9 protein-coding genes are annotated in these 13,654 nt (G+C 70.7%); 2 read left to right on the forward strand and 7 right to left on the reverse strand.

Going from position 1 to position 13,654, the window contains the following annotated elements:
* The first annotated feature begins 70 nt into the window (after window positions 1-70).
* Window positions 71-724, forward strand: a complete 654-nt coding sequence (locus tag ACFWMZ_RS13920) for an ANTAR domain-containing response regulator (RefSeq protein ID WP_383175294.1) — start codon at window positions 71-73, stop codon at window positions 722-724.
* An 84-nt stretch (window positions 725-808) separates the two neighbouring features.
* Here ACFWMZ_RS13920 and ACFWMZ_RS13925 read toward each other — a convergent pair whose 3' ends face one another.
* The 7 genes from ACFWMZ_RS13925 to ACFWMZ_RS13955 all read right to left on the reverse strand — a co-directional run bounded on the left by ACFWMZ_RS13925 (window position 809) and on the right by ACFWMZ_RS13955 (window position 10,535).
* Window positions 809-1,525, reverse strand: a complete 717-nt coding sequence (locus ACFWMZ_RS13925; protein WP_383175297.1) for an ABC transporter ATP-binding protein — start codon at window positions 1,523-1,525, stop codon at window positions 809-811.
* Window positions 1,522-2,445, reverse strand: a complete 924-nt coding sequence (locus ACFWMZ_RS13930) for an ABC transporter ATP-binding protein (RefSeq protein WP_383201622.1) — start codon at window positions 2,443-2,445, stop codon at window positions 1,522-1,524. Before ACFWMZ_RS13930 ends, ACFWMZ_RS13925 begins: the two co-directional genes overlap by 4 nt.
* 5 nt (window positions 2,446-2,450) lie before the next feature.
* Complete coding sequence (locus ACFWMZ_RS13935; protein WP_383175303.1) at window positions 2,451-4,211, reverse strand: branched-chain amino acid ABC transporter permease; 1,761 nt, start codon at window positions 4,209-4,211, stop codon at window positions 2,451-2,453.
* Window positions 4,212-4,216: 5 nt separating this feature from the next.
* Window positions 4,217-5,146, reverse strand: coding sequence for a branched-chain amino acid ABC transporter permease (locus ACFWMZ_RS13940; RefSeq protein WP_383175306.1), 930 nt, complete (start codon window positions 5,144-5,146; stop codon window positions 4,217-4,219).
* 104 nt (window positions 5,147-5,250) lie between these two features.
* A complete protein-coding gene (locus ACFWMZ_RS13945) occupies window positions 5,251-6,495 on the reverse strand; it encodes a branched-chain amino acid ABC transporter substrate-binding protein (RefSeq protein WP_383175309.1) in 1,245 nt (414 codons plus the stop codon).
* Between the two features lie 1,151 nt (window positions 6,496-7,646).
* Window positions 7,647-8,120: a PaaI family thioesterase gene (locus tag ACFWMZ_RS13950; RefSeq protein WP_383175312.1), complete on the reverse strand. Its 474-nt coding sequence runs from the start codon at window positions 8,118-8,120 to the stop codon at window positions 7,647-7,649.
* 138 nt (window positions 8,121-8,258) lie between these two features.
* The gene (locus ACFWMZ_RS13955) at window positions 8,259-10,535 is read right to left on the reverse strand and encodes an FdhF/YdeP family oxidoreductase (RefSeq protein WP_383175315.1); all 2,277 of its coding nucleotides are present in this window, start codon (window positions 10,533-10,535) and stop codon (window positions 8,259-8,261) included.
* Window positions 10,536-10,718: 183 nt separating this feature from the next.
* On the opposite strand from ACFWMZ_RS13955, the gene polA reads away from it, so the two are divergent.
* A complete protein-coding gene (gene polA, locus ACFWMZ_RS13960; protein WP_383175318.1) occupies window positions 10,719-13,445 on the forward strand; it encodes a DNA polymerase I in 2,727 nt (908 codons plus the stop codon).
* The last annotated feature ends 209 nt before the right edge of the window (window positions 13,446-13,654 follow it).

Here is a 13,654-nt window from a genome sequence, read left to right on the forward strand (position 1 = left end):
TTCCCGCGCGCAGCTAGGTACCCTGAATCCAGCAGCAGCACGACCCCGCCCTGAGCCAAGGAGCACCCCCGTGAGCGTCCCCGAGCCCGAGTCCCAGCCCGTCTCAGACGGCGACGCCTCGCACGTCCCTCCGCTGACGACCCGCGTGGTGATCGCCGAAGACGAGGCGCTGATCCGGCTGGATCTGAAGGAGATGCTGGAGGAGGAGGGGTACTCCGTCGTCGGTGAGGCCGGGGACGGGGCCAAGGCGGTCGAGCTGGCCCGCGAGCACCGCCCTGACCTGGTCATCCTCGATGTGAAGATGCCGGTGCTGGACGGGATCTCGGCGGCCGAGAAGATCGCCGAGGAGTCCATCGCCCCGGTGCTGATGCTCACCGCCTTCTCCCAGCGCGACCTGGTCGAGCGGGCCCGGGACGCCGGAGCCATGGCGTACCTGGTCAAGCCGTTCAGCAAGAGCGACGTCGTCCCGGCGATCGAGATGGCCGTCTCGCGCTTCACCGAGCTGCGGACGCTGGAGAAGGAGGTCGAGGACCTCTCCCAGCGCCTGGAGACCCGCAAGCTGGTCGACCGCGCCAAGTCCGTCCTCCAGACCCAGTACGGCCTGACCGAGCCGGCCGCCTTCCGGTGGATCCAGAAGACCTCGATGGACCGCCGCATGTCGATGCGGCAGGTCGCCGAGGCCGTCATCGAGGACGACGAGGAGAAGCGCGCCGCCAAGGGCTGAGCCCGGCACCGTACAGCCGTACGTACGCGAGCGGGCCCGCACCCCCCCCCAGGGGAGTGCGGGCCCGCTCGCGCGTGGGCGGGGTCAGTCCTCGCCGAGGTACGCCTTGCGGACGGACTCGTCGTGGAGGAGGTCGCTGCCCGTCCCGGAGAGGACGATCTTGCCGATCTCCATCACATGGCCCTGGTCCGCGAGAGAGAGCGCAGCCTGGGCGTTCTGCTCGACCAGCAGGATGGTGGTGCCCTGGGCCTTCAGCTCCGCGATGGTCTCCATGATCTTCTGCATCATGATCGGGGAGAGGCCCATCGATGGCTCATCCAGCATCAGCAGCTTGGGGCGCGACATCAGGGCGCGGCCCATGGCGAGCATCTGCTGCTCACCGCCGGAGAGGGTGCCGGCGGCCTGCCTGCGGCGTTCCCCGAGGATGGGGAAGCGCTCGTAGGAGCTCTGGATGTCCTGCTCGATGCCCTCGGCGTCCTTGCGGAGGAAGGCGCCGAGCTTCAGGTTCTCCTCGATGGTGAGGTTCGGGAAGATCCTGCGGCCCTCGGGGGAGTGGGCGAGGCCCATGGCGACCACCTTGTGGGCGCCGGTCCCGGTGATCTCCTCGCCGTCGAAGACGACGGAGCCGGAGACCGGCTTGAGGAGCCCGGAGAGGGTGCGCAGGGTGGTGGTCTTCCCGGCGCCGTTGGTGCCGATGAGGGTGACGATCTCCCCGGCGTGGACGGAGAAGGAGATGCCCTTGACGGCCTCGATCTTGCCGTAGGCGACCTTGAGGTCCTTGACCTCCAGCAGGGCGGTCATTCGGTCTCCCCCTCTTCTTCCGTGCGGGGCTTGCTCGTGGTGCCGGCGCCGTCGGCGGGCGCGGGGGTGTCGGTGGCCTTGGCCTCGGCGGCGCGGACCTCGGCCACCTCCTCGTCGCCGGGGGCGCCCTCGAAGGGGGTGCCGAGGTAGGCGGCGACGACGCGTTCGTCGGCCTGGACGACCTCGGGGGTGCCTTCGACGAGCTTCTCGCCGCGGACGAGGACGGCGACGCGGTCGCAGAGGTTGAAGATGAACCGCATGTCGTGCTCGATGACGAGGACGGCGATGCCCTGGTCGCGGATGGCGAAGACCAGTTCCTGGGCGGCCTGGGTCTCCTGGGGGTTCATGCCCGCGGTGGGCTCGTCCAGGAGGAGCAGGCCCGGCTGGCTGGCCAGGGCGCGGGCGATCTCCAGCTTGCGCTGCTCGCCGTAGGGGAGGTTGCGGGCGAGGTGGTCGCGCTTGCCGGCGAGGCCGGTGAACTCCAGGAGTTCCATCGCCGCGTCGTGGGACTCGCGTTCGGCCTTCTTGAAGCCGGGGCCGCGCAGGAGGGCCGACCAGAGGCCTTCCTTGGTGCGGGTGTGGCGGCCGACGAGGACGTTCTCCAGGACGGTCATGTTGGCGAAGAGCCGGATGTTCTGGAAGGTCCGCGCGATGCCCGCCTGGGTGACGAGGTGGGAGCGGGACGGGAGCACCTTCTCCTTGTAGGAGACGGTGCCCTCGGTGGGGACGTAGAGGCCGGTGAGGCAGTTGAAGAAGGTGGTCTTCCCCGCGCCGTTGGGGCCGATGAGGCCGACGATCTCGCCGGCGTTGACGGTGAGGGAGACGTCGTTGACGGCGGTGAGGCCGCCGAACCGCATGATGACGCCGCTCGCGTCGAGGACCGGGGTGGTGGCCGGTGCCGGGTTGGTGCTGGTGGTCATGGTGGTTACACCCCCGCCTTGCTGAGGCCGATATCGCCCTTGGGTGTGTCTAGTTGGCCGGTCTCCTTGAACTCCAGCTGCTTGCGCCGGTCGGCGACGAGGCCTTCGGGGCGGAAGCGCATGAGGAGGACGAGCGCGATGCCGAAGAGGAGCAGCTGGTAGTCGGCCATGAACTGGAGCTTGGCCGGGATGAGGTAGAGGAGGGCGGCGCCGATGAGGGGGCCGCTGACCGTTCCCATGCCGCCGAGGATGACGGCGGCGAGGAGGAAGGCGGAGTTGGGCGGTACGGCCTCGACGAACTTGTACTGCGCCGGGGTCACGGTGTAGGTGACGTGGGCCTGTACGGTGCCGGCGAGGCCTGCCAGGGTGGCGCCGAGGGCGAAGGCGAGGAGCTTGAGCCGGAAGGCGTTGATGCCCATGGCGCGGGCGGCGGTCTCGTCCTCGCGGATGGCGACCCAGGCGCGGCCGATGCGGGACTGGTCGCTGCGGCGGAAGACGAGGACGACGACGATGGTGAAGAGGAGCATCAGCAGGTAGTAGTTGGAGAACCTGCCTAGTTCGACTCCGAGGATCGTGTGTGACTCGCCGAAGTCGAATCCGAACATCTCCAGGTCGGGGATGTTGGGGATGCCGTTGGAGCCGTTGGTGATGTCGGGGCCGGAGGTGCCGTCCATGTTCTGCATGGCGATGCGGAAGATCTCACCGAAGCCGAGGGTGACGATGGCGAGGTAGTCGCCGTGCAGCCGCAGGGTCGGGGCGCCGATGATGACGCCGAAGATCAGGGAGGCGAGGGCGCCGACCAGGACCGCTGCCCAGAAGGGCAGGTGGAGTCCGATGGTGGAGTTGGGGGAGCCGGAGACGAGGGCCGCGGTGTACGCGCCGACGCCGAGGAAGGCGACGTAGCCGAGGTCGAGGAGGCCGGCGAGGCCGACGACGACGTTGAGTCCGAGGGCCACCGTGGCGAAGATCAGGATGTTGGTGCCGATGGTTGCGTAGGCGTCGTTGGTCTGGGTGAACGGAAAGGCGAAGGCGGCGACGAAGGCCGCGGTGACCGTGACGTTCTTGTGCTTGCCGGTGAGGGCGGCCAGGCGCCGGTTGAGGCCCGCGCGGGCGATGGCGGTGGCGCCGAAGGCGACGAGGAGGAGGAAGCCGACGAAGAGTTCGGCGTAGGCGGTGTCGATGCCGTAGGTGAAGACGGCGAGCCCGAGGCCGAAGGAGGCGGCGATGATGAGGATCTCGGCCCAGGAGGGGAGTTCCTGGGCGGGGCTCGCGGTGGGGGCCTTGAAGGCCCGGGCGAACCGCTGCCATGCGCTTCCGGTGTCCTCGCCGCCGATGTCGGTGGGCAGGCTGAGGGCCCCGAGGGCGAGGGCGAGGGAGGCGACGGCGGCGACGAAGCCGCCGGGTTCGAGGTTGACGATGCCGCCGAGGGTGACCGCGATGGAGACGACGGTGTACCAGGTGACGGCGAAGGTGCCGAGGGCGAGGAGGAGGACGGGGCTGGTCCTGCCGCCGGGGGTGAGCCAGCCGAGTCCGCGGACGCCCTGTCCGGAGAGGGCGAACAGCAGGGTGAGGATGGCGCCGGTGAGGGTGAGGGTCTGGAGGCCGCCGGGGTACCCGGTGACGGTGAGGTTGCCGGGGAACTCGGTGGTCCAGGTCCAGGCGAGGAAGGTGCTCGCGAGGGTGGCGACGGCGGCGGCGAGGGTGAGGACCTTCGCGAAGGGGCCGGGCAGCGGGATGAGGCTGGTGTGGTGGGTGCTGGTGGTCATGGATATCACGCCCTGTCCGCGACGCGTGCGCCGAGAATGCCTTGGGGCCTCAGCAGGAGGACGAGGATGAGGAGGACGAACGCCCAGACGTCCTTCCACGCGCCACCGCCGAACTGCTCCATGCCGGGGATGTTCTCGATGTAGGCGGTGGCGAGGGTCTCCGTGAGGCCGAGGACGAGGCCGCCGATCATGGCGCCGTAGATGTTGCCGATGCCCCCGAGGACGGCCGCGGTGAAGGCCTTGAGGCCGGCGATGAAGCCCATCTTGAAGTTGACTTCGCCGTACTTGAGCCCGTGGGCGATGGCGGCGATGGCGGCGAAGGCGGCGCCGATCGCGAAGGCCGTGACGATGATGCGGTCGGTGTTGATGCCCATGAGCTTGGCGGTGTCGGGGTCCTGCGAGGTGGCCTGCATGGCGCGGCCGGTGCGGGTCTTGGCGACGAAGAGGCCGAGGGCGATCATGCAGACGGGGGCGGCGATGAGGAGGAAGAGGTCGCCGCGGCCGATGGCGAAGGCGCCGAAGTCGATGCGGCCGCCTTCGAACTCGGGGAAGGGGCGGGCCTTCTTCGCCTCGGGGTAGAAGGCCCAGATCGCTTGCTGGAGAGCGATGGAGAGGCCGATCGCGGTGATCAGCGGAGCCAGCCTGGGGGCGCCTCGCAGGGGCCGGTAGGCGAAGCGCTCCGCGCCGACGGCGACGGTGACGGAGAAGATCATCGCCATGAGGATCATGAGGGGCAGGGCGAGGAGCAGGCTCGTGCCGGTGGGCAGTATGAGCCAGGCGGTCAGTGCTCCGAACCCGCCGATCATGAATATCTCGCCGTGGGCGAAGTTGATGAGCTGGACGATGCCATAGACCATCGTGTAACCGATTGCGATGAGTCCGTACAGCGCGCCGAGTAGCAGGCCGTTGGCAAGTTGCTGCGGCAGATCGTTCACCGCGGGGCCTCCGAGTAAGTGTGGTCAGATACGGCCGCGCGGGGGCGCTGGTGGCGCCCCCGCGCGGTCAAAGGATGTGAGGGTCGGGGCGGTGGGCCCAGGGATCAGCCTTCGTACTCACCGCTGGTGACGGGCTTGTGGGCGCCGTCGACGACCTCGTAGAGGGAGAGCTGGCGGTTGGTGGTGTCGCCGTACTCGTCGAAGCCGACGTCGCCGGTGACGCCGCTGAACTTGACGTCCTGCATGGCCTCGACGACTTGCTTGCGGGATTCCTTGGAGTCGGAGGGCAGCTTGCCGTCGTTCTTCTCGACGGTGGCCTTGACGGCCTGGATGATGGCCCACGCGGAGTCGTAGGAGTAGCCGCCGTACGCCTCCCACGGGTCCTTGTAGCCGGCCTCCTTGTAGTTCTTCATGAACTCCTTGGCGGTGTCCAGGGTGTCGAGCGGGGCGCCGACGGAGCTGGCGAGGTCGCCCTCGGCGTTCTTCTTGCCGAGCTTGATGTAGTCGCCGCTGAAGAGGGCGTCGCCGCCGACGGTCGGGACCTTGGCGCCGGCGTTCTTGATCTGGCTGGAGAGCGGGGCGCCCGCGGGGTATTCGCCGCCGTAGTAGACGAAGTCGGGCTTGGCCTTGGCGACCTTGCTGGCCACCGAGGAGAAGTCGCGGTCCTCGGGGTTGATGTGGTCGGTGCCGACGACCTTGCCGCCGAGGCGCTGGAAGTCCTTGGCGAAGGTGCCGGCGAGGCCGGCGCCGTAGGTCTTCTTGTCGTCGATGACGAAGACGGTCTTGAGCTTCTTCTCGTTGTACATGTACTGCGCGGCGTACGGGCCCTGGATGGCGTCCGTGGTCGACGTGCGGAAGTACGTGTCGAAGAGGCGGGACTTCTTGCCGGACTGCCAGTCCTTGCCCTGGGTGAGCTCGGGGTTGGTGTTGGCCGGCGAGATGAGCACCATGCCGGCGTCGTCGAAGACCTTCTGCATGGACTGGCCGACGTCGGAGTTGAGCGGTCCGACGACGCCGACGACCTGCTCGTTGCCGACGAGCTTGGTGGCGTTCTGCTGGCCGGTGGCGGCCTGGCCGACGTCGTCGAGGGCTTCGAGCTTGAAGGTGATGCCGTCGACTTCGTTGTTCTTGTTGGCCGTCTTGACGGCGAGCTCGGCGGAGTTCTTGATGCCCTGGCCGAGCGCGGACAGGTCGCCGGTCAGCGGGGCGTCGAGGCCGATGACGACGGTCTGCTTGCCACCGCCACCGCCTCCTCCTCCGGCGCTGTCGTCGCGGGACCCGCAGGCGGACAGGGTCAGAGCCCCGGCGGTGACGGCGGTGGTGATGACGAGCAAGGAACGGTGGCGCACGATCAGTCCTCTCCCCTAACACGGCGATTCCGTCGTGGAACGCCGGTCCTGCGCAGACCGAAGCGAATGGAAATCCGGTGGCGCGGTGACTGGCCGTGACTCTAAGCGCGCAGGTGGGCGTGGTGGAGAGGTCAGGCCAATGATGTGACTCTCTTGTTATGACGGGGCCGGAATGCGGAGAGGTCCGGGGAGGGCGGTAAAGGGCCAAATCCCCCGTTCCGTTTGTCCGGATGGTGAGAATGGGCTGAGTGGGGCGGGTGACTGCCTTGCAGGGGAGGCGAGTTGGGGTGGGCGGCCCTGGGGTGGTCCGCGAAAGGGGCGTTTCGGTCCTGCCGGGCCGGGTGGATCCGGGGCGTTTGATTGCGTGAAGGTTACCTAGTGTTACGCCCAGGAAATGGACGCTCGTATTCCGGGCGGCTGTGTCGCAATTGCGCTCCTGTGTGCCTATGGGGAGTGCGCGGGGCTTTTCCTCCGTCGGAGAAAAGGGGCAGCGGGGTGAAGAGGGGCGGATAGGGGTTTGGCAGATGGCGAGGCGGGGTGTCCGGTATTCGGATATCCGCATTCGGAATCCGGCATTCCTGCGGGTTCGCGGCCGGGTGGGGCTCGGCGGAGGTGGTTCGCGGCCTCACGGTGAGGCGGGACGCGGCCGGTGTGCGGGCAGCCGGCGGCGGAGGCGGGGATGGCGCCGGCCGCGGGGGAGACGCGGGGCCGGGTGCGCCCACGACGCCCCGGGCCATCGGGGGCTCCCGCTCGGAGTCGGCGCGAGCGCGGTGCGTCCCTCGTCGCTGATGAGGCGTCGCTCGCAGGGGCCCGGCGGCGGTCGTGGGCGGTCGTGGCGGCGTACGTGTTGGTGGCCGCGCGCCTCGGTTCGTAGCTCCGGCGCACGGCCGTGATGGTGGCGCGGATGGCGGGCCGCCATGTCTCGCCTACGGGAACGCCTCGCCGGGCGTACGCCCCGGGCAGGGCCGGGGCGAGGGTGTCGCGGGTGCTGAGGGGCCCGGCCGGTGTGCGGGGGACGGCGTGCCCGGGGAGTCTGCGCGGCGGTGCGCCGGGGGGGGGCGTCGGCTTGCGCGTACGCCGCCCGTGCCGGGCGGCGTACGCCCGCGGCGGCGGTGCCCCGCTGCTGGGGCCCGCCGCCGTCCTCGTACGGGTCAGCTCTGCGGTGCGGCGCCGCCGGCGTCGCGGAGCATGCAGGTCAGCCGGGCCGAGCAGACGCGCTTGTCCTGCTCGTCGGTGATGACGATCTCGTAGGTGGCGGAGGAGCGGCCGCGGTGCACGGGGGTGGCGGTCCCGGTGACGAGACCGGAGCGGACGCCGCGGTGGTGGGTGCAGTTCAGGTCGACGCCGACGGCGAGCTTGTGGGGGCCGCCGTGGAGCATCGCGCCGACGGAGCCGAGGGTCTCGGCGAGGACGGCGGAGGCGCCGCCGTGCAGCAGGCCGTACGGCTGGGTGTTGCCCTCGACGGGCATGGTGCCGACGACGCGGTCGGCGGAGGCCTCCAGGATCTTAACGCCCATGCGGGTGCCGAGGTGCCCGGCGGAGAAGAGCGCGGCGAGGTCGACGCCGAGCGAGGCGTACTCGTCGAGAACCTCCTGCGGGAACGTGACGGTCTGCTGTTCACCCATGGTCCGGCTCCGTTCGTGAAAGCTCGATGAGCAAGCGCTCAGTCGGGGCTTACGGTAACCGGCGGACGGCCGCCGCGGCAGGGGGGCCCGCCCCAGATGTGCCGCCGGTCCCGTACGCGGTACGCGGCGCGGGTCAGGTCAGCGGTCGGTCGGCTCCAGCCGGATGACCACGGACTTGCTGGCCGGGGTGTTGGAGGTGTCGGCGGTGGAGTCGAGCGGCACCAGGACGTTGGTCTCCGGGTAGTAGGCGGCCGCGCAGCCGCGCGCCGTCGGGTAGTGCACGACGCGGAAACCGGGTGCGCGCCGCTCCACCCCGTCGCGCCACTCACCGACCAGGTCCGCGTACGCGCCGTCGGCGAAACCCAGCTCGCGGGCGTCGTCCGGGTTGACCAGGACGACGCGGCGGCCGCCCCGGATGCCGCGGTAGCGGTCGTCGAGGCCGTAGACCGTGGTGTTGTACTGGTCGTGCGAGCGGATCGTCTGGAGCAGCAGGCGGCCCGGCGGCAGGTGCGGGTACTCGACCGGGGCCGCGGTGAAGTGGGCCTTGCCGCTGGGGGTGGGGAAGCGCCGCTCGTCGCGCGGAGCGTGCGGCAGGGCGAAGCCGGACGGGTCGGCGACCTTGGCGTTGAAATCCTCGAAGCCGGGGACGACCCGGCCGATCCGCTCGCGGATCAGCGCGTACTCCCCCTCGAACTCCTCCCAGGGGGTGGCCGAGCCCTCGCCGAGGACGGCGCGGGCGAGGCGGCAGACGATCGCGGTCTCGGAGAGCAGCGCGGGTCCGGCGGGCTCCAGGCGGCCGCGCGAGGCGTGCACCATGCCCATCGAGTCCTCGACGGTGACGAACTGCTCGCCGCTCGCCTGGACGTCCCGCTCGGTGCGGCCGAGCGTCGGCAGGATCAGGGCGTGGGCACCGGTGACCGCGTGCGACCTGTTCAGCTTGGTCGAGACGTGGACGGTGAGGCGGGCCTTGCGCATCGCCGCCTCGGTGACCTCCGTGTCGGGGGAGGCGGCGACGAAGTTGCCGCCCATGGCGAGGAAGACCTTGGCCTCGCCGTCACGCAGCGCGCGGATGGCGCGGACCACGTCGAGGCCGTGGTGGCGGGGCGGAGTGAAGGCGAACTCGCGCTCCAGCGCGTCGAGGAAGGCGGGAGCGGGGCGCTCGAAGATGCCCATGGTGCGGTCGCCCTGGACGTTGGAGTGGCCGCGGACCGGGCAGACTCCGGCGCCCGGACGTCCTATGTTGCCGCGCAGCAGGAGGAAGTTGACCACTTCCCGGATGGTGGGGACGGAGTGCTTGTGCTGCGTGAGGCCCATCGCCCAGCAGACGACGGTGCGCTCGGAGGCCAGCACCATCCGCAGCGCCTCCTCGACCTCGGCGCGCTCCAGCCCGGTGGCGGTGAGCGCCTCCTCCCAGTCGGCCTTCGCCGCGGCGGCGGCGAACTCCTCGTACCCCTGGGTGTGGGCGGCGACGAACTCCTCGTCGACGGCGCCCGGCGTCTTCAGGACGAGGGAGTTGAGCAGGCGGAAGAGGGCCTGGTCGCCGCCGAGGCGGATCTGGAGGAAGAGGTCGGTCAGCGCGGTGCCGCGGGCCATGCCCTTGACGGTCTGCGGGTTCTTGAACCGCTCCATCCCGGCCTCGGGCAGCGGGTTGACCGTGATGATCCGCGCGCCGCCCTGCTTCGCCTTCTCCAGCGCCGAGAGCATCCGGGGGTGGTTGGTGCCCGGGTTCTGACCGGCGACGATGATCAGGTCCGCCTGGTACAGGTCCTCCAGCAGGACGCTGCCCTTGCCGACGCCGAGGGTCTCGGTGAGGGCGGAGCCCGACGACTCGTGGCACATGTTCGAGCAGTCGGGGAGGTTGTTGGTGCCGAACTCGCGGGCGAAGAGCTGGTAGAGGAAGGCGGCCTCGTTGCTGGTGCGGCCCGAGGTGTAGAAGACGGCCTCGTCGGGGGAGGAGAGGGCGCGCAGCTCGTCGGCGATCAGCTCGAAGGCCCGCTCCCAGCTGACCGGCGTGTAGTGGTCGGCGCCCTCGGCCAGGTGCATCGGCTCGGTGATCCGGCCCTGCTGGCCCAGCCAGTAGCCACTGCGCCCCGCGAGGTCGCGGACGGGGTGCTCGGCGAAGAAGGCGGGGGTGACCCGGCGCAGCGTCGCCTCCTCGGCGACGGCCTTCGCGCCGTTCTCGCAGAACTCCGCCGCGTGCCGCTTGTCCGGCTCGGGCCAGGCGCAGCCCGGGCAGTCGAAGCCGTCCTTCTGATTGACCCGCAGCAGGGTCAGGGCGGTGCGGCGCACGCCCATCTGCCGGGCGGACATCCGCAGGGAGTGGGCGACCGCGGGCAGGCCCGCCGCGGCGTGCTGGACCTCCCCGACGTCGGGGGCGTCCTGGACGGGGTCACCGGTGGGCGGCTTGGCTGCCATGCTGCGCTCCCCTTCGAGCCTGTCCGGCCGGCGCGAGCCGGGCCGGACACCTTCTGTGCTGGACCGCCTCCGATCCTCCCACGTGCCGGTGACAGCCGGCCGTGACGTGAGGTGTCCTTCCTGTGAGGGCGTCGCGCGGCGGCGCGGAGCCGACTGTCGCAGCGGCGTGGCAGGATCGGGGGCGTGGCAGAGACAGCATCGAAGAAGAAGTCCGCAGTGGTCGCCGATCCGGCAGCCGACCGCCCCCGCCTCATGCTCATGGACGGGCACTCCCTGGCGTACCGGGCGTTCTTCGCGCTGCCCGCGGAGAACTTCACGACCGTGACCGGCCAGCCGACCAACGCGATCTACGGCTTCGCGTCCATGCTGGCGAACACCCTGCGTGACGAGCGGCCGACGCACTTCGCCGTCGCCTTCGACGTCTCCCGCAAGACCTGGCGGTCCGAGGAGTTCACCGAGTACAAGGCGAACCGCTCCAAGACCCCCGACGAGTTCAAGGGCCAGGTCGAGCTGATCGGCGAGCTGCTCGACGCGATGCACGCCGAGCGGTTCGCGGTCGACGGTTTCGAGGCCGACGACGTCATCGCCACCCTCGCCACCCAGGCCGAGGCGGCGGGCTTCGAGGTCCTGATCGTCACCGGCGACCGCGACTCCTTCCAGCTGATCAGCGACCACACCACGGTGCTGTACCCGACCAAGGGCGTCTCCGAGCTGACCCGCTTCACCCCGGAGAAGGTCCGGGAGAAGTACGGCCTGACCCCCGCCCAGTACCCGGACTTCGCCGCCCTGCGCGGCGACCCGTCGGACAACCTCCCGGGCATCCCCGGCGTCGGCGAGAAGACCGCCGCCAAGTGGATCAACCAGTTCGGTTCCTTCGCCGAGCTGGTGGAGCGGGCCGACGAGGTCAAGGGCAAGGCCGGGCAGAACTTCCGCGACCACCTGGAGGCGGTGAAGCTCAACCGCCGCCTCACCGAGATGATCCGCGACGTCGAGCTGGACCGCGCCGTCACCGACCTGGAGCGCGCCCCGTACGACCGCAAGGCGCTCACCCTGGTGCTGGACACCCTGGAGATCCGCAACCCGTCGCTGCGCGAGCGGCTGCTCGCCGTCGACCCGGGCGCGGCCGAGGAGGAGACCGTCGCGGAGCCCGCCGTCGAGATCGACGGCACGGTCCTCGGCGCGGGCGAGCTGGAGCCGTGGCTCGGCGAGCACGGCGCCGCGCTGCTCGGCATGGCAACCGTCGACACCTGGAAGCTCGGCGAGGGCTCGGTCACCGAGGTGGCGCTGGCCGCGCCGGGCGGGGCCGCCGCCTGGTTCGACCCGTCGCGGCTGGACGAGGCCGACGAGAAGGCCTTCGCGCAGTGGCTGGCCGCCGCCGACCGGCCGAAGATCCTGCACAACGCCAAGGGCGTCATGCGGGTCTTCGCCGAGCACGGCTGGCGCGTGGCCGGGGTCACCATGGACACCGCGCTCGCCGCCTACCTGGTCAAGCCCGGTCGCCGCTCCTTCGCGCTGGACGCCCTCTCCCTGGAGTACCTGGGCCGCGAGCTGGCCCCCGCCGCCGCCGACGGGCAGCTCACGCTCGGCGCCGACGACGAGGCGGAGGCGCACGGCCTGATGGTGCAGGCCCGGACCGTCCTCGACCTCGGCGCGGCCTTCGGCGAGCGGCTGGAGCAGGTCGGCGCGACGGGGCTGCTGGCCGACATCGAGCTGCCCACCTCGATCCTGCTGGCCACCCTGGAGCGTGCCGGCATCGCCGCCGACCGCGCCCACCTGGAGGCGATGGAGCAGCAGTTCGCCGCCGCGGTCCAGCAGGCCGTGAAGGAGGCGCACGACGCGGTCGGCCGGGAGTTCAACCTCGGCTCGCCCAAGCAGCTCCAGGAAGTCCTCTTCGGCGAGCTGAACCTCCCCAAGACCAAGAAGACCAAGACCGGGTACACCACCGACGCCGACGCCCTCGCCTGGCTCGCCGCCCAGACCGACCACGAGCTTCCCGTGATCATGCTGCGCCACCGCGAGCAGGCCAAGCTCCGCGTCACCGTCGAGGGGCTGATCAAGTCGATCGCCACCGACGGCCGCATCCACACCACGTTCAACCAGACGGTCGCGGCCACCGGCCGGCTCTCCTCCACCGACCCGAACCTCCAGAACATCCCCGTCCGCACCGACGAGGGCCGCGCCATCCGCCGCGGCTTCGTGGTCGGCGAGGGGTACGAGTCGCTGATGACGGCCGACTACAGCCAGATCGAGCTGCGCGTCATGGCCCACCTCTCCGAGGACGCGGGCCTCATCGAGGCGTTCACTTCCGGCGAGGACCTGCACACCACGGTCGCCTCCCAGGTCTTCGGCGTCGAGCGGGACGCCGTCGACCCCGAGATGCGCCGCAAGATCAAGGCCATGTCCTACGGACTGGCGTACGGCCTCTCCGCGTTCGGCCTCTCCCAGCAGCTGGGCATCGACGCGGGCGAGGCGCGGGCGCTGATGGACACCTACTTCGAGCGGTTCGGCGGCGTCCGCGACTACCTGCGCCACGCCGTGGACGAGGCCCGCGCCACGGGGTACACGGAGACGATGCTCGGCCGCCGCCGGTATCTCCCGGACCTCAACAGCGACAACCGCCAGCGCCGCGAGACCGCCGAGCGGATGGCGCTCAACGCCCCCATCCAGGGCACCGCCGCCGACATCGTCAAGATCGCCATGCTCCGGGTCCACCGCGCCCTCACCGAGGCGAAGCTGACCAGCCGGATGCTGCTCCAGGTGCACGACGAAATCGTCCTGGAGATCGCGCCCGGCGAGCGCGAGCGCGTCGAGGAGATCGTCCGCCGCGAGATGGCGGACGCGGTCCAGCTGCGCGCCCCGCTGGACGTCTCTGTCGGCGTCGGGCAGAACTGGGAGGCGGCCGCGCACTGACTGGGCCGCCCGCCTCGGCAGGCAGCCGAGAGCGAGCGCCGACGCGTATGGACGTGGCCGACGGGCCGTCCACCCGGGAGGGATGCCGGGTGGACGGCCCGTCGGCGTTCGCAAGGCCGGCCACGGCAGGGGCGGGCACCTGGCCTGGGGCCAAGTGGGGCGAGGGGAGGCCTAGTTCGCGGCCGCGGGCCCTGCGTGCCGGCGGACGC

The organism is Streptomyces sp. NPDC058373, from assembly GCF_042723275.1.
Taxonomy (GTDB): domain Bacteria; phylum Actinomycetota; class Actinomycetes; order Streptomycetales; family Streptomycetaceae; genus Streptomyces.